18 protein-coding genes, 3 rRNA genes and 1 riboswitch are annotated in these 23,490 nt (G+C 56.3%); of the genes, 9 read left to right on the top strand and 12 right to left on the bottom strand.

Annotation, left to right across the window (positions count from 1 at the left end):
• Window positions 1-8: 8 nt before the first annotated feature.
• The 6 genes from aceA to HBM95_01280 form a co-directional block, all read right to left on the bottom strand.
• Window positions 9-1,313: an isocitrate lyase gene (gene aceA, locus HBM95_01305; protein ID NIH41584.1), complete on the bottom strand. Its 1,305-nt coding sequence runs from the start codon at window positions 1,311-1,313 to the stop codon at window positions 9-11.
• A gap of 31 nt (window positions 1,314-1,344) precedes the next feature.
• Window positions 1,345-2,946: a malate synthase A gene (gene aceB, locus HBM95_01300; GenBank protein ID NIH41583.1), complete on the bottom strand. Its 1,602-nt coding sequence runs from the start codon at window positions 2,944-2,946 to the stop codon at window positions 1,345-1,347.
• A 270-nt stretch (window positions 2,947-3,216) separates the two neighbouring features.
• Entirely contained in the window at window positions 3,217-4,146 is a 930-nt protein-coding gene (gene metA / locus HBM95_01295) for a homoserine O-succinyltransferase (GenBank protein ID NIH41582.1), read from the bottom strand.
• 177 nt (window positions 4,147-4,323) lie between these two features.
• A 5S ribosomal RNA gene (gene rrf, locus HBM95_01290) occupies window positions 4,324-4,439 on the bottom strand.
• Between the two features lie 51 nt (window positions 4,440-4,490).
• Window positions 4,491-7,421 (bottom strand): 23S ribosomal RNA (locus HBM95_01285).
• A gap of 180 nt (window positions 7,422-7,601) precedes the next feature.
• Window positions 7,602-9,151, bottom strand: a 16S ribosomal RNA gene (locus tag HBM95_01280).
• Together the 16S, 23S and 5S rRNA genes form the textbook arrangement of a ribosomal RNA operon.
• A 561-nt stretch (window positions 9,152-9,712) precedes the next feature.
• On the opposite strand from HBM95_01280, the gene purH reads away from it, so the two are divergent.
• Together purH and purD are read left to right on the top strand one after the other, a co-directional pair.
• Window positions 9,713-11,302 carry a bifunctional phosphoribosylaminoimidazolecarboxamide formyltransferase/IMP cyclohydrolase gene (gene purH, locus HBM95_01275; GenBank protein ID NIH41581.1) on the top strand — a complete coding sequence of 530 codons (1,590 nt, stop codon included), beginning with the start codon at window positions 9,713-9,715 and terminating at the stop codon, window positions 11,300-11,302.
• Window positions 11,303-11,317: 15 nt separating this feature from the next.
• Window positions 11,318-12,610 (top strand): phosphoribosylamine--glycine ligase, encoded by a 1,293-nt coding sequence (gene purD, locus HBM95_01270; GenBank protein ID NIH41580.1) that lies wholly within the window; start codon window positions 11,318-11,320, stop codon window positions 12,608-12,610.
• Between the two features lie 49 nt (window positions 12,611-12,659).
• Here purD and HBM95_01265 read toward each other — a convergent pair whose 3' ends face one another.
• The 6 genes from HBM95_01265 to nudC form a co-directional block, all read right to left on the bottom strand.
• Window positions 12,660-13,352, bottom strand: coding sequence for a DUF1481 domain-containing protein (locus HBM95_01265; protein ID NIH41579.1), 693 nt, complete (start codon window positions 13,350-13,352; stop codon window positions 12,660-12,662).
• Between the two features lie 11 nt (window positions 13,353-13,363).
• Window positions 13,364-13,636, bottom strand: coding sequence for a DNA-binding protein HU-alpha (gene hupA / locus HBM95_01260; GenBank protein ID NIH41578.1), 273 nt, complete (start codon window positions 13,634-13,636; stop codon window positions 13,364-13,366).
• 186 nt (window positions 13,637-13,822) lie between these two features.
• Window positions 13,823-14,413: a YjaG family protein gene (locus tag HBM95_01255; GenBank protein ID NIH41577.1), complete on the bottom strand. Its 591-nt coding sequence runs from the start codon at window positions 14,411-14,413 to the stop codon at window positions 13,823-13,825.
• A gap of 41 nt (window positions 14,414-14,454) precedes the next feature.
• Entirely contained in the window at window positions 14,455-15,126 is a 672-nt protein-coding gene (gene nfi, locus HBM95_01250) for a deoxyribonuclease V (protein ID NIH41576.1), read from the bottom strand.
• A 9-nt stretch (window positions 15,127-15,135) separates the two neighbouring features.
• Window positions 15,136-16,200 carry a uroporphyrinogen decarboxylase gene (gene hemE, locus HBM95_01245; GenBank protein NIH41575.1) on the bottom strand — a complete coding sequence of 355 codons (1,065 nt, stop codon included), beginning with the start codon at window positions 16,198-16,200 and terminating at the stop codon, window positions 15,136-15,138.
• Between the two features lie 38 nt (window positions 16,201-16,238).
• Window positions 16,239-17,012, bottom strand: a complete 774-nt coding sequence (gene nudC / locus HBM95_01240) for an NAD(+) diphosphatase (protein NIH41574.1) — start codon at window positions 17,010-17,012, stop codon at window positions 16,239-16,241.
• A 95-nt stretch (window positions 17,013-17,107) separates the two neighbouring features.
• On the opposite strand from nudC, the gene HBM95_01235 reads away from it, so the two are divergent.
• The 7 genes from HBM95_01235 (at window position 17,108) to thiH (ending at window position 23,208) form a co-directional block, all read left to right on the top strand.
• Window positions 17,108-17,605 carry an Rsd/AlgQ family anti-sigma factor gene (locus HBM95_01235; GenBank protein NIH41573.1) on the top strand — a complete coding sequence of 166 codons (498 nt, stop codon included), beginning with the start codon at window positions 17,108-17,110 and terminating at the stop codon, window positions 17,603-17,605.
• Window positions 17,606-17,659: 54 nt separating this feature from the next.
• Window positions 17,660-17,771: riboswitch (TPP riboswitch) on the top strand.
• Window positions 17,772-17,849: 78 nt separating this feature from the next.
• On the top strand, window positions 17,850-19,745 hold the full coding sequence (thiC, locus tag HBM95_01230; protein NIH41572.1) for a phosphomethylpyrimidine synthase ThiC: 1,896 nt from the start codon (window positions 17,850-17,852) through the stop codon (window positions 19,743-19,745).
• Window positions 19,745-20,380, top strand: a complete 636-nt coding sequence (gene thiE / locus HBM95_01225) for a thiamine phosphate synthase (protein ID NIH41571.1) — start codon at window positions 19,745-19,747, stop codon at window positions 20,378-20,380. Before thiC ends, thiE begins: the two co-directional genes overlap by 1 nt.
• Window positions 20,373-21,128, top strand: coding sequence for a thiazole biosynthesis adenylyltransferase ThiF (thiF, locus tag HBM95_01220; protein NIH41570.1), 756 nt, complete (start codon window positions 20,373-20,375; stop codon window positions 21,126-21,128). The genes thiE and thiF overlap by 8 nt, the downstream gene beginning before the upstream one ends.
• Window positions 21,112-21,312: a sulfur carrier protein ThiS gene (gene thiS, locus HBM95_01215; GenBank protein NIH41569.1), complete on the top strand. Its 201-nt coding sequence runs from the start codon at window positions 21,112-21,114 to the stop codon at window positions 21,310-21,312. The genes thiF and thiS overlap by 17 nt, the downstream gene beginning before the upstream one ends.
• Window positions 21,266-22,084, top strand: coding sequence for a thiazole synthase (thiG, locus tag HBM95_01210; protein ID NIH41568.1), 819 nt, complete (start codon window positions 21,266-21,268; stop codon window positions 22,082-22,084). The genes thiS and thiG overlap by 47 nt, the downstream gene beginning before the upstream one ends.
• Window positions 22,081-23,208: a 2-iminoacetate synthase ThiH gene (gene thiH, locus HBM95_01205; GenBank protein ID NIH41567.1), complete on the top strand. Its 1,128-nt coding sequence runs from the start codon at window positions 22,081-22,083 to the stop codon at window positions 23,206-23,208. The genes thiG and thiH overlap by 4 nt, the downstream gene beginning before the upstream one ends.
• Window positions 23,209-23,490: the final 282 nt, after the last annotated feature.

The raw sequence follows: 23,490 nt of genomic DNA, 5'->3' as shown, positions 1-23,490 counted from the left end.
GGAAAAGATTAGAACTGTGCTTCTTCCGTTGAACCCGTTAAGGCGGTGACGGAGGAGGTGCCGCCCTGAATAATCGTGGTCACATTATCAAAGTAGCCGGTGCCCACCTCCTGCTGGTGAGACACGAAGGTGTAGCCGTCTTTACCCGCGGCAAACTCCGGCTGCTGCACCTTCTCAACGTAGTGCTTCATGCCCTCGCCCTGCGCATAGGCATGCGCCAGGTCGAACATGTTGAACCACATGCTGTGGATGCCTGCCAGGGTGATGAACTGGTATTTGTAGCCCATGTCGGACAGCTGCTGCTGGAAGCTGGCGATGGTTTTGTCATCCAGCTTTTTCTGCCAGTTGAAGGACGGCGAGCAGTTGTAGGCCAGCAGTTTTCCCGGGAACTTCGCGTGAATGGCGTCGGCAAAGCGTTTTGCCAGCGCCAGATCCGGCGTAGAGGTTTCACACCAGACCAGGTCCGCATAGGGGGCGTACGCCAGGCCGCGGCTGATCGCCTGTTCAATGCCGGCATGGGTGCGGTAGAAGCCTTCGCTGGTGCGCTCGCCGGTAATGAATTCGTTGTCGTACGGGTCGCAGTCAGAGGTGATCAGGTCCGCCGCGTCCGCATCGGTACGGGCAATCACCAGCGTCGGCACGCCGAGCACGTCAGCAGCCAGACGCGCGGCAACCAGCTTCTGAATCGCTTCCTGAGTCGGAACGAGCACCTTACCGCCCATGTGTCCGCATTTTTTCACTGACGCCAGTTGGTCTTCGAAGTGAACGGCCGCTGCACCGGCCTCAATCATCGATTTCATCAGCTCGAAGGCGTTCAGCACACCGCCGAAGCCCGCTTCCGCATCCGCGACGATCGGCAGGAAGTAGTCAGTAAAGCGTGGATCGCCAGGTTCGATACCGGCGGCCCACTGGATCTGATCCGCACGACGGAAGGTATTGTTGATCCGATCCACCACCGACGGCACGGAGTTTGCCGGATAGAGCGACTGATCCGGGTACATGCTGGAGGCCAGGTTGGCGTCCGCCGCGACCTGCCAGCCGGAGAGGTAGATAGCTTCAATACCGGCCTTCGCCTGCTGCAGCGCCTGACCGCCGGTCAGCGCGCCGAGGCTATTGATGTAGCCTTTTTTAGAGCCGCCGTGCAGCAGCTTCCACATTTTCGCCGCACCGTTCTGTGCCAGCGTGCATTCCGGGTTGACCGAGCCGCGTAATTTCACCACTTCCTCCGCGCTGTAAGGACGGCGGATGCCTTCCCAGCGAGGTTGTGTCCACTCTTTCTTTAACTCTTCGATTTGTTGGGTACGGGTTTTCATGTGCAGATGCTCCATATTGTTATGTGGTGAGTTACGCCAGGAAGCGGTAGCCCGGCAGGGTCAGGAAGTCGATTAAGTCATCTGATGTGGTGATTTGCTCCATCAGGCGCGCGGCGTCATCAAAACGTCCGCTGCTGAAGCGGTGTTCACCCAGCTCGTCCTGGATCACCCGCATCTCTTCGGCCAGCATCTGGCGGAACAGCGCTTTTGTCACCGGCTTGCCGTTGCTGAGCGTTTTTTGATGGTGGATCCACTGCCAGATGGAGGTACGAGAGATTTCCGCCGTGGCGGCATCTTCCATCAGGCCGTAGATAGGCACGCAGCCGTTTCCGGAGATCCACGCCTCGATGTACTGGACCGCGACGCGGATATTGGCACGCATGCCCTCTTCCGTCCGCTCGCCCGCACACGGAGCCAGCAGCTGTTCTTCAGCCGTTGGGGCATCTTCTTCGCGCGTGACAAACAGCTGGTTTTTGTTATCGCCGAGCACGCGGTTGAAGACCTCCATCGCCGTATCGGCCAGACCCGGATGTGCAATCCACGTGCCGTCGTGACCGTTACGGGCTTCAAGCTCTTTATCGGCTTTCACCTTGTTGAGCACCTGATTATTGCGCTCCGCGTCTTTGCTCGGGATAAAAGCCGCCATGCCGCCCATCGCAAAGGCGCCGCGCTTATGGCAGGTTTTGATCAGCAGACGCGAGTAGGCGCTCAGGAACGGTTTATCCATGGTCACAACCTGACGATCCGGCAGCACGCGATCGGGATAATTTTTGAGAGTTTTGATGTAGCTGAAGATATAGTCCCAGCGTCCACAGTTCAGGCCGACAATGTGGTCGCGCAGGGCGTGCAGAATTTCATTCATCTGGAACACGGCTGGCAGCGTTTCAATCAGCAGCGTGGCCTTGATGGTGCCGCGCGGCAGGTTGAAACGATCTTCCGCGTAGCTGAATACTTCACTCCACCAGGCCGCTTCCTGCCAGGCCTGCGTTTTTGGCAGGTAGAAATAGGGACCGCTACCTTTTGCCAGCAGGTTCTTGTAGTTGTGGAAGAAATAGAGTGCGAAATCAAACAGGCTGCCCGGAATGGCTTCCCCACGCCATGTGACATGTTTTTCAGGCAGGTGCAGACCGCGTACGCGACAGATCAGCACCGCCGGGTTCGGTTTGAGCTGGTAGATTTTCCCGGCTTCGTTGGTATAGCTGATGGTGCCGTTCACGGCGTCGCGCAGGTTGATCTGCCCGTCGATAACTTTGTTCCAGTCTGGTGCCAGCGAGTCTTCAAAATCGGCCATAAAGACTTTAACGTTGGCGTTCATGGCGTTGATCACCATTTTGCGCTCTACCGGACCGGTGATCTCAACGCGACGATCCTGTAAATCTTCAGGGATGCCGCGGATTTTCCACTCACCGCGGCGAATGGAAGCGGTTTCCGAAATGAAGCCAGGCAACTTGCCATCGTCAATTTCCTGCTGCTGATGAATGCGTGCCGCCAGCAGCTTATTACGCTGTGGCGTAAAGCGGGTCACCAGTTCAGTCAGAAATTCTACCGCTTCCGCCGTCAACACTTGCTGTTCTTGCTCGCCATACGGCTGGGTAAAGGCCAGTTCATCGACCGTCGTTGCCTGTTGAGTCATTAATCTGCTCCTCATCAAAGATCCAAAATCACGCCCCCGATGCGAACGAAAGATCGTTGGGTAGTTTTCGCTCAGCAGAATTAAGACTATCTATATTTTTTCTAAAATCAAAAACAATTTCCATTTTAATTGTTTATCGCAATTAATTTATTGATTTCATTGGGATTAAAGTTGGATCGAACGGTGAGTGATATTTCGGAAATAAAAAAGGCACCCGAAGGTGCCTGATTTGAATAGCTGAAACGCTTTAGGATCGTTTAGTGCAGAAGATTACTCCAGCGTCGGATTCATGTGACGCAGATCGTATGGCGTTATCTGATAGACGTAATAGTTGAGCCAGTTGGTAAAAAGCAAATTCCCGTGACTGCGCCAGGTCGCTCTCGGTTTGTTTTGCGGGTCGTCTTTCGGGAAATAGTTGTACGGTACATCCGGATTAAGACCCGCTTCGACATCACGGAAATACTCTGACGCAAGGGTATGCGGATCGTACTCAGGATGCCCGGTCACGAATGCAATCCGTTTATCCTTGCTGGCAAACAGATAAGCATCTCCATCTTCCGTTTCGGCCAGGATCTCCAGATCGGTGTAGTCACGAATCAGCTGGGCCGGGAAATCGGCGTAGCGAGAATGCGGGGCCAGGAAGGAGTCGTCAAACCCGCGCGTCAACAGCGCGTGTGGATGAAGAATGTGGTGTTCGTATACGCCGGAGAGCTTTTCAGTGCGGGTCTGTTTGGGAATACCGTAGAGAATGTTGAGTGCAGCCTGTACGGCCCAACAGACAAACAGCGTAGACGTGACGTGATCTTTTGCCCACTCCAGCACCTGTTTGATCTGCGGCCAGTAGGCGACATCGTTAAATTCCACCAGGCCAAGCGGCGCGCCGGTTACAATCAGTCCGTCGAAGTTTTCCCCCTGAATATCTTCGAAGTTACAGTAGAAGTTATTCAGATGCTCAGAGGGCGTGTTACGTGACTCACGGGCATCAATACGCAGCAGCTGAATATCGACCTGCAGCGGGGAGTTCGACAGAAGACGCAGGAACTGGTTTTCTGTTTCGATCTTTTTTGGCATCAGATTGAGAATAAGCACCTTCAGCGGGCGAATTTCCTGACCTGTCGCACGCGAAGCCGTCATCACGAAGACGTTTTCTTCACGCAAGAAATTGACGGCTGGTAGCTCGTCCTGCACCCGAATCGGCATAACTTAATATCCTCACAGCATACGTATAAACGTTTAGACATCCAGATAGCTAACGATACCCAGAAACTATCGGAATGTCGAGTCTGCAAGTTGAAGGTGAGAAAGTTTCAGGGAGAGAGAGGAAAAATAAAAGCAAAAAACCCCGCACCTTACGGTACGGGGTTCTTCTTGATTGATGCCTGGCAGTTCCCTACTCTCACATGGGGAGACCCCACACTACCATCGGCGCTACGGCGTTTCACTTCTGAGTTCGGCATGGGGTCAGGTGGGACCACCGCGCTAAAGCCGCCAGGCAAATTCTGTTAATCTGTATCAAGGCTGAAAATCTTCTGTCTCTTCCGCCAAAACACCTTCGGCGTTGTAAGGTTAAGCCTCACGGTTCATTAGTATCGGTTAGCTCAACGCATCGCTGCGCTTACACACCCGACCTATCAACGTCGTCGTCTTCAACGTTCCTTCAGGAGACTTAAAGTCTCAGGGAGAACTCATCTCGGGGCAAGTTTCGTGCTTAGATGCTTTCAGCACTTATCTCTTCCGCATTTAGCTACCGGGCAGTGCCATTGGCATGACAACCCGAACACCAGTGATGCGTCCACTCCGGTCCTCTCGTACTAGGAGCAGCCCCCCTCAATTCTCCAGCGCCCACGGCAGATAGGGACCGAACTGTCTCACGACGTTCTAAACCCAGCTCGCGTACCACTTTAAATGGCGAACAGCCATACCCTTGGGACCTACTTCAGCCCCAGGATGTGATGAGCCGACATCGAGGTGCCAAACACCGCCGTCGATATGAACTCTTGGGCGGTATCAGCCTGTTATCCCCGGAGTACCTTTTATCCGTTGAGCGATGGCCCTTCCATTCAGAACCACCGGATCACTATGACCTGCTTTCGCACCTGCTCGAGCCGTCACTCTCGCAGTCAAGCTAGCTTATGCCATTGCACTAACCTCCTGATGTCCGACCAGGATTAGCTAACCTTCGTGCTCCTCCGTTACTCTTTGGGAGGAGACCGCCCCAGTCAAACTACCCACCAGACACTGTCCGCAACCCGGATTACGGGTCCACGTTAGAACACCAGCCATTAAAGGGTGGTATTTCAAGGACGGCTCCACGCAGACTGGCGTCCACGCTTCAAAGCCTCCCACCTATCCTACACATCAAGGACCAGTGTTCAGTGTCAAGCTATAGTAAAGGTTCACGGGGTCTTTCCGTCTTGCCGCGGGTACACTGCATCTTCACAGCGAGTTCAATTTCACTGAGTCTCGGGTGGAGACAGCCTGGCCATCATTACGCCATTCGTGCAGGTCGGAACTTACCCGACAAGGAATTTCGCTACCTTAGGACCGTTATAGTTACGGCCGCCGTTTACCGGGGCTTCGATCAAGAGCTTCGCGTTGCCGCTAACCCCATCAATTAACCTTCCGGCACCGGGCAGGCGTCACACCGTATACGTCCACTTTCGTGTTTGCACAGTGCTGTGTTTTTAATAAACAGTTGCAGCCAGCTGGTATCTTCGACTGATTTCAGCTCCACCCGCAGGGGCTTCACCTACATATCAGCGTGCCTTCTCCCGAAGTTACGGCACCATTTTGCCTAGTTCCTTCACCCGAGTTCTCTCAAGCGCCTTGGTATTCTCTACCTGACCACCTGTGTCGGTTTGGGGTACGATTTCGTGTTACCTGATGCTTAGAGGCTTTTCCTGGAAGCAGGGCATTTATCACTTCAGCACCGTAGTGCCTCGTCATCACGCCTCAGTGTTAAAGTGAACCGGATTTGCCTGGAACACACACCTACACGCTTAAACCGGGACAACCGTCGCCCGGCTGACATAGCCTTCTCCGTCCCCCCTTCGCAGTAACACCAAGTACAGGAATATTAACCTGTTTCCCATCGACTACGCCTTTCGGCCTCGCCTTAGGGGTCGACTCACCCTGCCCCGATTAACGTTGGACAGGAACCCTTGGTCTTCCGGCGAGCGGGCTTTTCACCCGCTTTATCGTTACTTATGTCAGCATTCGCACTTCTGATACCTCCAGCAGCCCTCACAGGCCACCTTCGACGGCTTACAGAACGCTCCCCTACCCAACAACACATAGTGTCGCTGCCGCAGCTTCGGTGCATGGTTTAGCCCCGTTACATCTTCCGCGCAGGCCGACTCGACCAGTGAGCTATTACGCTTTCTTTAAATGATGGCTGCTTCTAAGCCAACATCCTGGCTGTCTGTGCCTTCCCACATCGTTTCCCACTTAACCATGACTTTGGGACCTTAGCTGGCGGTCTGGGTTGTTTCCCTCTTCACGACGGACGTTAGCACCCGCCGTGTGTCTCCCGTGATAACATTCTTCGGTATTCGTAGTTTGCATCGGGTTGGTAAGCCGGGATGGCCCCCTAGCCGAAACAGTGCTCTACCCCCGAAGATGAGTTCACGAGGCGCTACCTAAATAGCTTTCGGGGAGAACCAGCTATCTCCCGGTTTGATTGGCCTTTCACCCCCAGCCACAGGTCATCCGCTAATTTTTCAACATTAGTCGGTTCGGTCCTCCAGTTAGTGTTACCCAACCTTCAACCTGCCCATGGCTAGATCACCGGGTTTCGGGTCTATACCCTGCAACTTAACGCCCAGTTAAGACTCGGTTTCCCTTCGGCTCCCCTATACGGTTAACCTTGCTACAGAATATAAGTCGCTGACCCATTATACAAAAGGTACGCAGTCACACCACGAAGGTGCTCCCACTGCTTGTACGTACACGGTTTCAGGTTCTTTTTCACTCCCCTCGCCGGGGTTCTTTTCGCCTTTCCCTCACGGTACTGGTTCACTATCGGTCAGTCAGGAGTATTTAGCCTTGGAGGATGGTCCCCCCATATTCAGACAGGATACCACGTGTCCCGCCCTACTCTTCGAGTTCACAGCCTGTGCATTTTCGTGTACGGGAGTATCACCCTGTACCCTGCGACTTTCCAGACGCTTCCACTAACACACAAGCTGATTCAGACTCCGGGCTGCTCCCCGTTCGCTCGCCGCTACTGGGGGAATCTCGGTTGATTTCTTTTCCTCGGGGTACTTAGATGTTTCAGTTCCCCCGGTTCGCCTCGTTAACCTATGTATTCAGTTAACGATAGTGTGACGAATCACACTGGGTTTCCCCATTCGGACATCGCCGGGTCAAAGGTTCATATCACCTCGCCGGCGCTTTTCGCAGATTAGCACGTCCTTCATCGCCTCTGACTGCCAGGGCATCCACCGTGTACGCTTAGTCGCTTAACCTCACAACCCGAAGATGTTTCACTTCGTGATTGCGAAAATTTGAGAGACTCGAACACACATAACATGTGTGTCGTTTCAATTTTCAGCTTGATCCAGATTTTTAAAGAGCAAAACTTCTTAATGCACTCAAAAGTACATTCAGAAGTTCATCATTCATCAGACAATCTGTGTGAGCACTGCAAAGGCAGGTTCTTTAAGGTAAGGAGGTGATCCAACCGCAGGTTCCCCTACGGTTACCTTGTTACGACTTCACCCCAGTCATGAATCACAAAGTGGTAAGCGCCCTCCCGAAGGTTAAGCTACCTACTTCTTTTGCAACCCACTCCCATGGTGTGACGGGCGGTGTGTACAAGGCCCGGGAACGTATTCACCGTGGCATTCTGATCCACGATTACTAGCGATTCCGACTTCATGGAGTCGAGTTGCAGACTCCAATCCGGACTACGACGCACTTTATGAGGTCCGCTTGCTCTCGCGAGGTCGCTTCTCTTTGTATGCGCCATTGTAGCACGTGTGTAGCCCTACTCGTAAGGGCCATGATGACTTGACGTCATCCCCACCTTCCTCCAGTTTATCACTGGCAGTCTCCTTTGAGTTCCCGGCCGGACCGCTGGCAACAAAGGATAAGGGTTGCGCTCGTTGCGGGACTTAACCCAACATTTCACAACACGAGCTGACGACAGCCATGCAGCACCTGTCTCAGAGTTCCCGAAGGCACCAAAGCATCTCTGCTAAGTTCTCTGGATGTCAAGAGTAGGTAAGGTTCTTCGCGTTGCATCGAATTAAACCACATGCTCCACCGCTTGTGCGGGCCCCCGTCAATTCATTTGAGTTTTAACCTTGCGGCCGTACTCCCCAGGCGGTCGACTTAACGCGTTAGCTCCGGAAGCCACGCCTCAAGGGCACAACCTCCAAGTCGACATCGTTTACGGCGTGGACTACCAGGGTATCTAATCCTGTTTGCTCCCCACGCTTTCGCACCTGAGCGTCAGTCTTTGTCCAGGGGGCCGCCTTCGCCACCGGTATTCCTCCAGATCTCTACGCATTTCACCGCTACACCTGGAATTCTACCCCCCTCTACAAGACTCTAGCCTGCCAGTTTCGAATGCAGTTCCCAGGTTGAGCCCGGGGATTTCACATCCGACTTGACAGACCGCCTGCGTGCGCTTTACGCCCAGTAATTCCGATTAACGCTTGCACCCTCCGTATTACCGCGGCTGCTGGCACGGAGTTAGCCGGTGCTTCTTCTGCGGGTAACGTCAATCGACAAGGTTATTAACCTTATCGCCTTCCTCCCCGCTGAAAGTACTTTACAACCCGAAGGCCTTCTTCATACACGCGGCATGGCTGCATCAGGCTTGCGCCCATTGTGCAATATTCCCCACTGCTGCCTCCCGTAGGAGTCTGGACCGTGTCTCAGTTCCAGTGTGGCTGGTCATCCTCTCAGACCAGCTAGGGATCGTCGCCTAGGTGAGCCGTTACCCCACCTACTAGCTAATCCCATCTGGGCACATCTGATGGCAAGAGGCCCGAAGGTCCCCCTCTTTGGTCTTGCGACGTTATGCGGTATTAGCTACCGTTTCCAGTAGTTATCCCCCTCCATCAGGCAGTTTCCCAGACATTACTCACCCGTCCGCCACTCGTCACCCGAGAGCAAGCTCTCTGTGCTACCGTTCGACTTGCATGTGTTAGGCCTGCCGCCAGCGTTCAATCTGAGCCATGATCAAACTCTTCAATTTAAGTTTGATGCTCGTGAATTAAACTTCGTAATGAATTACGTATGTTCACTCAGAGACTTGGTATTCATTTATTGTCCGAAGACATTAAGAATCCATGTCACTTTGAGTGCCCACACAGATTGTCTGATAAATTGTTAAAGAGCAGTGCAACGCGGCTTTCAGCTCACCGTTGCGAGGTGGCGTATATTACGCTTTCCTCTTTCAGAGTCAACCCGTTATTTCAGGATTTTTTCTCTTCAACCGACCGGGTTGTCTGTGAAGTGATTCACATCCGCCGTGTCGATGGAGGCGCATTATAGGGAGTTCTCCGCAGGCCGCAACCGCTAAATGACAGAAAAATGACTGACTGCTGCATTCCACAGCAAACCCCCGCCTTATACCTTTTTACACACAGACTTATCCACAATGATACGAAAAAGTGAAAATATGCGAGCGTTGCGCAAACGTTTTCGTTAAAATGCTCGCGCTTAATAAGGATGCCCCGTCAGGTGTGTTAGATGAGTTTTTCACTGGAAAATTCATCTAACGCTCTCTGTAATCGTGAAATCCAGGGGATTTACCATGCAACAACGTCGTCCAGTCCGCCGCGCTCTGCTCAGTGTTTCTGATAAAGCCGGTATCGTCGAATTCGCTCAGGCACTTTCCGCACGCGGTGTGGAGCTGCTTTCCACAGGCGGTACCGCTCGCCTGTTAGCAGATAAAGGTCTGCCGGTAACCGAAGTGTCCGATTACACCGGTTTCCCGGAAATGATGGATGGACGCGTCAAAACCCTGCACCCGAAAGTACACGGCGGTATTCTTGGCCGTCGCGGTCAGGACGACGCCATTATGAAACAGCATGACATCGCCCCAATCGACATGGTGGTCGTTAACCTCTACCCGTTTGCCCAAACCGTTGCCCGCGAAGGCTGTTCTCTTGAAGATGCCGTAGAGAATATTGATATCGGCGGCCCGACCATGGTGCGCTCCGCAGCCAAGAACCATAAAGATGTGGCCATCGTGGTGAAGAGCAGCGATTACGAAACCATTATTAATGAGATGGATGCTAACGAAGGGTCGCTCACACTGGAAACGCGTTTCGACCTCGCCATCAAAGCCTTCGAACACACCGCGGCGTACGACAGCATGATCGCCAACTACTTCGGTAGCCTGGTGCCGGCTTACCACGGTGAAAGCAAAGATCCTTCTGGCCGCTTCCCGCGCACCCTGAACCTGAACTTCATTAAGAAGCAGGATATGCGTTACGGCGAGAACAGCCACCAGCATGCAGCCTTCTATATAGAAGAAGAGGTAAAAGAAGCCTCTGTTGCGACTGCCAAGCAGGTGCAGGGCAAAGCGCTCTCCTATAACAACATTGCCGACACCGACGCTGCGCTGGAGTGCGTGAAAGAGTTCAGCGAGCCTGCCTGCGTTATCGTCAAGCATGCGAACCCATGCGGCGTTGCCGTGAGCAGCTCTATTCTGGATGCCTACGATCGCGCGTACAAAACCGACCCAACCTCCGCGTTCGGCGGCATTATCGCCTTCAACCGCGAGCTGGATGCTGAAACCGCACAGGCCATCATCTCCCGCCAGTTCGTTGAAGTGATCATCGCGCCATCCGCATCCGAAGAAGCGCTAAAAATCACCGCGGCGAAACAGAACGTGCGCGTACTGGTTTGCGGCCAGTGGGCCGAACGCGTGCCGGGCCTGGACTTCAAGCGCGTGAACGGCGGTCTGCTGGTTCAGGACCGCGATCTGGGGATGGTGACAGAAGCCGACCTGCGCGTGGTGACCAAGCGTCAGCCGAGCGAACAGGAACTGCGTGACGCGCTGTTCTGCTGGAAGGTCGCCAAGTTCGTCAAATCAAACGCCATTGTCTACGCCAAAGAGAACATGACCATCGGGATAGGCGCCGGCCAGATGAGCCGCGTTTACTCCGCGAAAATTGCGGGCATTAAAGCAGGCGATGAAGGTCTGGAAGTGAAAGGCTCCGCCATGGCTTCTGACGCTTTCTTCCCGTTCCGTGACGGTATCGACGCGGCTGCTGCTGTGGGCATCACCTGCGTGATCCAGCCTGGCGGCTCTATCCGCGACGACGAAGTGATTGCCGCCGCCGACGAACACGGCATCGCGATGATCTTCACCGACATGCGTCACTTCCGCCATTAATTCCCGGAGCAGAAAATGAAAGTATTAGTGATTGGTAACGGCGGGCGCGAGCACGCTCTGGCGTGGAAAGCGGCGCAGTCTCCGCTGGTTGATACCGTCTTCGTGGCACCGGGCAACGCCGGTACCGCGCTGGAACCCGCGCTGCAGAACGTGGCTATCGGCGTGACCGATATCCCGGCGCTGCTGAGCTTTGCCCAGAGCGAGAAAATCGACCTGACGATTGTGGGCCCGGAAGCACCGCTGGTAATTGGCGTGGTGGATGCGTTCCGCGCAGCAGGCCTGAAAATCTTCGGCCCAACGGAAGGTGCAGCCCAGCTTGAAGGCTCTAAAGCCTTCACCAAAGATTTCCTCGCGCGTCATAACATTCCGACGGCGGAGTATCAGAACTTCACCGAAGTGGAGCCAGCCCTGGCCTACTTACGTGAAAAAGGCGCGCCGATTGTCATCAAGGCCGACGGTCTGGCCGCCGGGAAAGGCGTTATCGTCGCGATGACCCTCGAGGAAGCCGAAGCCGCTGTTCACGATATGCTGGCCGGCAACGCCTTTGGCGACGCGGGCCACCGCATCGTGATCGAAGAGTTCCTCGACGGTGAAGAGGCGAGTTTTATCGTGATGGTCGACGGCGAGCACGTTCTGCCGATGGCCACCAGCCAGGATCACAAGCGCGTGGGCAACGGCGATACCGGCCCGAATACCGGCGGGATGGGCGCCTACTCCCCTGCTCCGGTAGTGACTGACGAAGTGCACCAGCGCACCATGGACCGCATCATCTGGCCTACCGTGAAAGGGATGTCGGCGGAAGGCAATACCTACACTGGTTTTCTTTACGCAGGTCTGATGATCGATAAGCAGGGCAACCCGAAGGTGATTGAATTCAACTGCCGCTTCGGCGATCCGGAAACACAGCCTATCATGCTGCGCATGAAATCCGATCTGGTGGATCTGTGTCTGGCAGCCTGCGAAGGCAAGCTCGACGAGAAAACCTCAGAGTGGGACGAGCGCGCGTCTCTGGGCGTGGTGATTGCTGCGGGCGGGTATCCGGGTAGCTACAGCACCGGCGATGAAATCCACGGCCTGCCGCTGGAAGAAATTGACGGTGCGAAGGTGTTCCACGCCGGGACGAAGCTGGCTGACGACGATCGCGTCCTCACCAACGGTGGCCGCGTGCTGTGCGCCACCGCGCTGGGCCATACCGTGGCAGAAGCGCAGAAGCGCGCTTATGCGCTGATGGCGGATATTCACTGGGACGGCAGCTTCAGCCGCCAGGATATCGGTTATCGCGCGATTGCGCGTGAGCAGGGCGAGTAATTTCACACCCTCTCCCTAACCCTCTCCCTCAAGGGAGAGGGAACTTAAATCAAAAACTTTTCTCTGTCGGCTGCCAGGTGCAGAAGTCTTCGTTCGCCACCAGCAGCAGCTGAGAGCCTTCCGGCGCTTCCAGCCACGCCACACTCACCTCCATTGATGAATGACGCTGACGGCGTTGAATATGTTCGGTAGCCCAGGATTCGAGCTCAGGCTTCACCGTCTGCCCTTCGCAGGTGGTCACCGTTCCATCGGTATGCCAGCGCCCCTGGCGCAGCACAACGCGTCCCAGACGCAGCGCGTCGCTTGTCTGGCGGATTTGTTCGGCACGGTAACGGTAGAGGGCGATTTGATCACTGGAAAGCTGCTGTTTTTGACCGCCGACTTCACGCTGCATAAAGCTCAGCTCGCCATGGTCATCAAAACGCACTTTCACGTGTTCGGGGGTTTTGCTGTAGACGTTCAGTTCAATCAGCGACAGGTCATCTCCCTGCCAGCGATATTCCGCAGTCGACGTATTGCCGTTATGCCACGGGCTGAAGGCAGAAAGCAGATGCACTTCGCCACCGGAATCTTTGCGCCAGATCCTGACCGCCCCCTGGTTGTCCGCGTAACCGCTGGCGGTAAACGGAGGGAGGGAGGAATCGTGGCTACAGGCTGACAGCAACAGCACGCCTGCCAGCGCGAGCGTTCCACGCCAGAAAGACAAAAGGGGCGTTGCCGCCCCTTCGCTAAAACTGTTCACTGCCACGCGTCTTACTTAACAGCGTCTTTCAGTGCTTTACCAGAAACAAATGCCGGCACGTTAGCTGCGGCGATTTTGATTTCTTTACCGGTCTGCGGGTTGCGGCCAGTACGCTCAGCGCGGTGGTTCACTTTGAAGGTACCGAAACCAACCAGTTGTACAGCATCGCCTTCTTTCAGAGACTCAGTAATAGCAGCCAGGGTAGATTCCAGAGCAGCTTTAGCCTGCACTTTAGACAGATCAGCCTTGTCCGCAATTACATCAATCAGTTGAGTCTTGTTCATAAGTTATCCTTTCAATGTGTTTATCGCTTGCTAAGCATCGAGTGCGACGAAAATGCCAAAAAAGCACTCTCCTGCATACACGCACCGATAGCCACTTTTTTTCGCCCCCCAAATGTAGACCAGACGGGGGGCAGAAGGGAAGAGTCGAGGAGCGACAAAACAGGCGTTAAATCACGTTTTGTTGTCTCATTGGTTAAAAATTATACCAATATTGCTCTCGCCGGCCTCACGTAAGTCCGCTCGCAGACCTTTGATCAGCTCAATATCGCGTTCTTCACACTCTGCCAGCAGGCGGAAAATTTCCCACTGGATGTCCCATTCTTGCTCTACGGCCGGATTGGCACGCAGCTCTTCGTCGGTCATTTCACGACCTGCCTGGGTCATCTCCAGCATCGCGACGGTGGTAATTGAGGCCTTACTGACTTCGATAGCGTGCTCCAGCGTTTCACCGCTCAGACGAGAGTGGAGCAGCTCGCTTAACGCGACGCAGGCATCAATCGCTGGATAAACTCCGTACAGGTCAAAATCATCCGCAACCGGGATCGCCTCTTCCAGCTTTTCCAGCTGAGAGTCGAAGTTCACCTTCGCGTCTTTAACCGTCAGCGTCTCCCAGATTAAATCCAGGATGCGGCGATAAATCTGGCCTTCGCCAAACTCCGTTTGCTTACAGAACGCGGCGTAGTTGGGATACATGCGCTCGCACAGGCAAGCCATAAACGTCACGTGCTGCCAGCTTTCCAGCTTCTCAAGGCGCAGATGAATCGGGTTTTGTAGCATGATGATGTCTCGAATCGAAAATTAGCCGCAGTTTACCTGAATCACGGCTGAATTTCCTGCCAACGAACAAAAGCCGGACGCGAGGAGGCAACGGCGTCCGCCCAGCGCGTCGGCTCAGGTAAACGGTAGCCCTTCATGCAGCGCTGAACCCACGCCAGGGCGCTGTCCATACTGACCCGGTGCCCGGTGGCGATGAACAGCGGGTTACAGCGCGCCTTGCTGCGCCAGACCCACGCCAGCTGCTCGCCTTTATGGATGAGCGGCGCCAGCGCGCCAGGCTCTGGGGAGAGCGGCTCAAACGCCCCACACAGGCGCTTCTTGGCAACGCCGATGGTCGGCACATCCACCAGCAGCCCAAAGTGGCTGGCAACGCCTAAGCGGCGCGGGTGGGAAATACCGTGTCCATCGACAAACAGCAGGTCAGGTTTTTGCGAGAGCTGTTCCCACGCTGCCAGCAGCGCGGGATATTCGCGAAAGGAGAGGAAACCCGGAATGTACGGCATGGTGGTCGCGATACGCGCCACCTTGTACTCCACCAGCTCAAGCGAAGGGTATTTCAGTACGACCATCGCCGCTCGCGTCACTTCCCCACCCTGCTCGAACCCGACGTCCGCTCCACCAATGTACTGCGGAGGATCCTTATCCAGACGATCCTCACGGATCACCGATGAAGCCAGTTCGATTTGCTGAGCGCGTAGCGACGCGAGATCCATAACCTCTCCTTACTTGTGATACTGGGCTGAAAGCCTATGCACCGCCTCCACAAATACGCCTGCGTGTTCTGGCGGCACATCCTGATGGATGCCGTGGCCGAGGTTAAACACGTGGCCTTCACCCTGGCCGAAACCAGACAGTATAGTCGACACTTCTTCTTCAATGCGGGCTGGCGGCGCATAGAGCATGGACGGATCCATATTGCCCTGCAGCGCCACTTTGTCGCCCACGCGACGGCGCGCTTCGGCGATATCGGTGGTCCAGTCGAGGCCCAGCGCGTCGCAGCCGGTTGCCGCCATCGCTTCCAGCCACTGGCCGCCACCTTTGGTGAACAGCGTCACCGGCACGCGACGGCCTTCGTTTTCACGCAGCAGGCCGTCGACGATTTTGTGCATGTAGTACAGGGAGAACTGCTGATAATCGCGCCCGGTCAGCACGCCGCCCCAGGTATCGAAAATCATCACCGACTGCGCGCCCGCTTTAATCTGCGCGTTCAGATAGAGGGTGACACTCTTCGCCAGCTTGTCGAGCAGCGCATGCAGGGCCAGCGGCTCGGCGTACATCATCTTTTTAATCATGGTGAAGGCTTTGCTGCTGCCCCCTTCAACCATATAGGTCGCCAGCGTCCACGGGCTGCCGGAGAAGCCAATCAGCGGCACTTCACCTTTCAGCTCACGGCGAATGGTGCGTACGGCGTTCATCACGTAGCCCAGCTCGCCTTCCGGATCGGGGATCGGCAGCTTATCCACGTCGGCTTTGCTTTTGATAGGGGAGGTGAAGCGCGGGCCTTCGCCGGTTTCAAAATAGAGCCCAAGGCCCATGGCGTCCGGAATGGTGAGAATGTCCGAAAAGAGAATGGCGGCATCCAGCGGGAAGCGGCGCAGCGGCTGGAGCGTTACTTCACAGGCCAGCTCGGCGTTTTTGCACAGCGACATAAAATCACCCGCCTGTGCGCGCGTGGCTTTGTACTCTGGCAGATAGCGTCCCGCCTGGCGCATCATCCACACCGGGGTGACATCAACGGGCTGGCGCAGCAGCGCACGCAGATAACGATCGTTCTTCAGTTCGGTCATTTTTGCAGTTCCTTAAGCGTCATGGCCTCAGTGTAACACTACTCATACTCGGCCCGACACATCGCCACGGTATCTTCTATCAGCCGACGCGCCACCGTACCCGGTGGGGGTAAAAGAGGCAGATCGTCATAACGATACCAGTTTGCCTCCAGCAGCTCTTTCTGGTCGATAACGATCTCGCCGCTATCATATTCAGCCATAAACGCCGTCATCAGCGACATCGGGAACGGCCACGGCTGCGAGGTGACGTAGCGCAGGTTTTTCACCTTGATTCCGCTCTCTTCCATCACCTCGCGCGCTACCGCCTGCTCCAGCGTTTCGCCCACCTCGACGAACCCGGCGAGGACGGTATGAATGCCGTTGCGATGGCGGGTATGCTGCGCCAGCAGGATGGAATCTTCCCGACGGATAGCGACGATGATGCACGGCGCGATCTGCGGATAATAACGTTCACGGCAGTGGCCGCAGAGCAGCGCCCACTCGGTTTTGCTTGGGTGCATGGTATGCCCGCAATAGCCGCAGTATTTGTGCGAGCGATAAAACTCCGCCAGCTGCACGCCCCGCCCCGCGAGCTGGAACAGTCCCGCATCCAGATCAAGCACCTGGCGAACGGATCCCATATCCTGACGACGCGCTTGTTGGATCAACCATACGGGCTCACCCTGCCACTCGCCGATCCTGAGCGCAGGCAGGCCCACGAGATCGAACGTTTCTGCCGCACCGTAGGGTATTTCTCCACCGGGCAGCCACAACTTCTGTTCGTGACTGACGATCCACCAACCCAGATCTGATTTTTCAATAATACGATCCATATCTATTGCACTACCTTCGCTTCACTGACATGTTGTTAGCATTGTGGTTACATTTTGGATAAGTAGATCCCATTCTAAACTTTGCGGAGTCGACCATGTTAAACCAGCTAGAAAGCCTGACGGAGCGCGTTGGAGGAAGTAACACACTGGTGGATCGCTGGCTACATGTACGCAAGCATCTCCTCGTGGCGTATTACAATCTGGTCGGTCTTAAGCCTGGCAAAGAATCCTTTATGCGGCTGAACGAAAAAGCGCTGGATGATTTTTGTCAGAGCCTGGTCGACTACCTTTCCGACGGCCATTTCAACATTTATGAACGTATTATCCGCGAAATGGAAGGCACAAATCCCTGTTTAGCGGCCAGCAAACTTTGTCCACTACTGGAAGCCAATACCCAGCAGATTATGGATTACTACGATTCCACGCTCGAGAATGCCATCGATCACGATAATTATCTTGAGTTCCAGCAGGCGCTTTCCGACCTTGGCGAAGCGCTGGAAGAGCGATTCACGCTGGAAGATAAGCTGATCGCCCTCGCCCTGGATAACGGCCTGGACGTCAGCCACGAAGATAACGTCGTGCGCCCGGCTTGAGTTCTTAATCGTTAACGAGTAATTTACAACCATTCGCCCCTCTACGGAGGGGGATTTTTCTTGTCGGAGTGCCCAGCGCCTGAACGCGCGGGCTGAGACCGTTAATTCGGGATCCGCGGAACCTGATCAGGCTAATACCTGCGAAGGGAACAAGAGTTACACTGCTGTTGAATCGCCCCTGGGCGATCTTCTCTTGCTTCATCCGTCGTCTGACAAGCCATGTCCTTCACTTTTGGAATGAGCTATGTCTATCGCTAAATTGACCCGTCGCGAACAGCGCGAACACGCCCAACGCTTCATCGATACCCTGGAAGGGACCGCCTTCCCAAACTCGAAACGTATCTACATCACCGGCTCGCAGGCCGATATCCGCGTGCCGATGCGTGAAATCCAGCTTAGCCCGACGCTTATTGGCGGCAGCAAAGAGAACCCGCAGTACGAAGACAACGAAGCCGTGCCGGTGTATGACACCTCAGGCCCGTACGGTGACCCTGATGTTGCCATCAATGTCCAGCAGGGCCTGGCAAAGCTACGCCAGCCGTGGATTGACGCGCGTAACGACTGCGAAGAGCTGAGCGTGCGCAGCTCTGCGTATACCAAAGAACGTCTGGCCGACGACGGTCTGGACGAGCTGCGCTTTACCGGCCTGCTGACGCCAAAACGCGCCAGAGCGGGCAAATGCGTGACCCAGTTGCACTATGCGCGCCAGGGCATCGTCACGCCGGAGATGGAGTTCATCGCCATCCGTGAAAACATGGGCCGTGAGCGCATCCGCAGCGAAATATTGCGCCACCAGCATCCGGGCGAAGGCTTTGGCGCTCGCCTGCCGGAAAACATCACGCCAGAGTTTGTGCGCGACGAAGTGGCCGCAGGCCGCGCTATTATCCCCGCCAACATTAACCATCCGGAATCCGAGCCGATGATTATCGGCCGTAACTTCCTGGTGAAGGTCAATGCCAACATCGGCAACTCGGCGGTGACGTCATCCATCGAAGAAGAGGTGGAAAAGCTGGTCTGGTCAACGCGCTGGGGCGCGGATACGGTAATGGATCTTTCTACTGGCCGCTACATCCACGAAACCCGCGAATGGATCCTGCGTAACAGCCCGGTGCCGATCGGTACCGTCCCGATTTATCAGGCGCTGGAGAAGGTCAACGGCATCGCCGAAAACCTCACCTGGGAAGCGTTCCGCGACACGCTGCTGGAGCAGGCGGAACAGGGTGTGGACTACTTCACCATTCACGCAGGCGTGCTGCTGCGCTATGTGCCGATGACGGCGAAGCGTCTGACCGGCATCGTCTCGCGCGGCGGTTCCATTATGGCGAAGTGGTGCCTGTCCCATCATCAGGAAAACTTCCTCTACGAGCGCTTCCGCGAGATCTGCGAAATCTGCGCCGCCTATGACGTCTCGCTGTCGCTGGGCGACGGCCTGCGTCCGGGCTCAATTCGCGACGCCAACGACGAAGCGCAGTTTGCCGAGCTGCACACGCTGGGCGAACTGACCAAAATCGCCTGGGAGTATGACGTGCAGGTAATGATTGAAGGCCCGGGCCACGTGCCGATGCAGATGATCCGCCGCAACATGACCGAGGAGCTGGAACACTGCCACGAAGCGCCGTTCTACACCCTGGGGCCATTGACGACCGATATTGCGCCGGGCTATGACCACTTCACGTCAGGCATTGGGGCGGCAATGATCGGCTGGTTCGGCTGCGCCATGCTCTGCTACGTGACGCCGAAAGAGCACCTCGGCCTGCCTAACAAAGAGGACGTGAAGCAGGGGCTGATTACCTACAAGATTGCCGCCCACGCGGCGGATCTGGCGAAAGGCCACCCGGGTGCGCAAATCCGCGACAACGCCATGTCCAAAGCGCGCTTTGAATTCCGCTGGGAAGACCAGTTTAACCTGGCGCTCGATCCCTTCACCGCCCGCGCCTACCACGATGAAACCCTGCCGCAGGAATCGGGTAAGGTGGCGCACTTCTGCTCCATGTGCGGGCCGAAGTTCTGCTCGATGAAAATTAGCCAGGAGGTGCGCGACTACGCCGCCGCGCAGACCATTGAAGTCGGCATGGCGGACATGTCAGAAACCTTCCGCGCGAAAGGCGGCGAAATCTACCTCAAAAAAGAGGAGGCGTAATGTACCAGCCTGATTTCCCCTCCGTGCCCTTCCGTTTAGGGCTCTATCCGGTGGTGGACAGCGTGGAGTGGATCGAACGCCTGCTTGAGGCCGGCGTTCGCACCCTCCAGCTGCGCATCAAGGATAAGCGCGATGAAGAGGTAGAGGCCGATGTGGTCGCCGCCATCACGCTGGGACGCCGTTACGACGCGCGTCTGTTTATCAACGATTACTGGCGACTGGCGATTAAGCACCAGGCGTATGGTGTCCATTTGGGTCAGGAGGACCTGGAAACCACCGATTTGAACGCCATCCGCCAGGCTGGCCTGCGCCTTGGCGTTTCAACACACGATGACATGGAGATCGACGTGGCGCTGACGGCCCGCCCCTCTTACATCGCGCTGGGTCACGTCTTCCCGACGCAAACCAAGCAGATGCCCTCGGCGCCGCAGGGGCTGACGCAGCTGGCGAGTCACGTTAAGCGCCTTGCCGATTACCCGACCGTCGCTATTGGCGGAATCAGCCTTGAACGCGCCCCGGCAGTGCTGGAGACCGGCGTCGGCAGTATCGCCGTCGTCAGCGCCATCACCCAGGCGGCAGACTGGCGGTCCGCCACCGAACAGCTTTTACAGCTGACAGGAGCTGGCAATGAATGACCGCGATTTTATGCGCTACAGCCGTCAGATCCTGCTGGAAGATATCGCCATCGACGGGCAGCAAAAGCTGCTCGCCAGCCGGGTGCTGATTGTTGGCCTGGGAGGATTAGGCGCGCCCGCCGCGCTCTATCTGGCCGGTGCGGGCGTGGGCACGCTGGTGCTGGCCGATGACGACGAAGTGCACCTCAGCAACCTGCAGCGGCAAATCCTCTTCACGACAGACGATGTCAACCAGCCTAAAGCGCAGGTTACGCGCCAGAGGCTGAATCAGCTCAACCCCGATATCGAACTGATTGCACTTCAGACGCGGCTGAGCGGTGAACATTTGCAGCGTGAAGTCGCCCTTGCCGACGTGGTGCTGGACTGCACCGACAATATGGCGACGCGTCAGGCCATTAACGCCGCCTGCGTGGCAGAGAATACGCCGCTGATCACCGCCAGCGCGGTGGGGTTCGGCGGGCAGATGATGGTCCTAACGCCGCCGTGGGCGCAGGGCTGCTACCGTTGCCTGTGGCCGGACGATGCCGAGCCAGCGCGCAACTGCCGCACGGCGGGTGTGCTTGGTCCGGTGGTGGGCGTGATGGGCACGCTGCAGGCGCTGGAGGCCATCAAGCTGCTCAGCGGCATGGAGACGGAGCGCAACACGCTGCGCCTGTTCGACGCCCGCTCCAGCGGCTGGCGCCATCTGGCGCTACACCGCGCCAGCCGCTGCCCGGTATGCGGAGGCCGCGATGCGCATTCTGTTTAACGATGAGCCGATGAGCTGCGACGACGGGCTTACCGTTGCCGTACTGCTCGATAAATTACGCCAGCTTAAGCCGGGAACGGCGCTGGCGCTCAATCAACAGATCCTGCCGCGCGAGCAGTGGGAACATCAGCAGGTCAATGAAGGCGACCAGATCCTGCTGTTTCAGGTTATCGCAGGGGGCTGATATGTTACGTATTGCCGATAAAGTCTTTGATTCGCATCTGTTTACCGGAACCGGAAAATTCGCCTCGCCACAGCTGATGGTGGATGCCATTCGCGAAAGCGGCAGCCAGCTGGTGACGCTGGCGCTTAAGCGCGTGGATCTGCGTCATCACAGCGATGCCATTCTTGCACCGTTGCTTGAAGCTGGCGTCACGCTGCTGCCTAACACCTCCGGCGCCAAAACGGCCGAAGAGGCGATTTTCGCCGCACAGCTGGCGCGGGAAGCGCTCGGCACCCGCTGGCTGAAGCTGGAAATTCACCCGGATGCCCGCTGGCTGCTGCCCGACCCGATCGAGACGCTGAAAGCGGCAGAAAAGCTGGTGCAGCAGGGGTTTACCGTTCTGCCTTACTGCGGCGCGGATCCCGTGTTGTGTAAGCGTCTGGAAGAGGTCGGCTGCGCCGCCGTCATGCCCCTGGGCGCCCCCATTGGCTCCAATCAGGGGCTGGAAACCCGCGCAATGCTGGAGATCATCATCGAGCAGGCGACCGTGCCGGTGGTGGTGGATGCGGGCATCGGCGTTCCCAGCCACGCCGCGCAGGCGCTGGAGATGGGTGCCGACGCGGTGCTGGTGAATACCGCGATTGCGGTAGCTGACGATCCGGTGATGATGGCGCGCGCGTTCCGTCTTGCCGTGGAGGCTGGCGTGCTGGCCAGAGAATCAGGTCCCGGCTCACGCAGTTTCCAGGCACAGGCTACCAGCCCGCTGACCGGTTTTCTGGAGGCGCTCTCATGAGCACGTTTACCGAGCGCTGGCGCGAGCTTAACTGGGACGACATTGCCCTGCGCATCAACAGCAAAACGGCGGCTGACGTGGAACGCGCGCTGAATGCCCGTCATTTGACCCGTGAGGATCTGATGGCCCTGCTCTCTCCGGCAGCCAGCGCCTACCTTGAACCGATGGCACAGCGCGCTCAGCGCCTCACCCGGCAACGGTTTGGCAACACGGTAAGCTTCTACGTCCCGCTCTATCTTTCGAACCTGTGCGCCAACGACTGTACCTACTGTGGTTTCTCCATGAGCAACCGCATCAAGCGGAAAACGCTCGATGAAGAGGAGATCGCACGCGAGTGTGCCGCCATTCGTGAAATGGGGTTTGAGCATCTTCTGCTGGTTACGGGCGAGCATCAGGGGAAAGTGGGAATGGACTACTTCCGTCAGCATCTTCCGGCGATACGTCGGGAGTTTGCGTCGTTGCAGATGGAGGTTCAGCCCCTGTCGCAGGACGAGTATGCAGAGTTAAAAACGCTCGGGCTGGACGGGGTCATGGTCTATCAGGAAACTTACCACGAGACGACGTACGCCCGGCATCACCTGAAGGGGAAGAAGCAGGATTTCTTCTTCCGGCTGGAAACGCCGGACAGGCTGGGCCGTGCCGGGATCGACAAAATCGGGCTGGGGGCGCTAATTGGGCTTTCAGACAGCTGGCGGGTTGATTGCTACATGGTGGCAGAACATCTGCTGTGGCTGCAGCAACACTACTGGCAAACCCGATACTCCATCTCCTTCCCGCGCCTTCGCCCCTGCGCAGGAGGCATTGAACCGGCTTCGCTGATGGATGAGCGCCAGCTGGTGCAGACCATCTGCGCGTTTCGCCTGCTCGCCCCGGAAGTAGAATTATCGCTCTCAACACGTGAGTCCCCGGCGTTTCGCGATCGCGTCATTCCCCTTGCGATTAACAACGTCAGCGCGTTTTCCAAAACGCAGCCGGGCGGGTATGCAGACGACCATCCGGAGCTGGAGCAGTTTGCACCGCATGACGGACGGCGTCCAGAAACCGTTGCCGCCGCCCTGACGGCACAGGGTCTGCAGCCTGTCTGGAAAGACTGGGACAGCTGGCTGGGAAGAGCCTCGCAATGACGATGAAACGCACTGCAACACGGTAAAAAATTGTCGAGGCGCTACGGAAAGGCAAAACCGGATGATTGTCAGCGATCGTCCGGTTTTTTATTGTCATCAGGTCAGCAACGGACGCTGACCAGGGCGAAAAGCTTCTTCCTCGTTTCGCCCTGCCTCAGACTCCGTGTATAAGATGGGCGACATGGCATGAATAAGGTATTTCTTAGTGATTCTTAAGATAAATCATCTCGTCTTAAATCGGGTTCCGTATAATTCACCGCTAACCGCAGGACAGCGACTATG

Origin of the sequence: Enterobacter asburiae, assembly GCA_011754535.1 — a bacterium.
Taxonomy (GTDB): Bacteria; Pseudomonadota; Gammaproteobacteria; order Enterobacterales; family Enterobacteriaceae; genus Enterobacter; species Enterobacter cloacae_N.
This window is presented reverse-complemented; position numbering and strand designations above follow the sequence as displayed.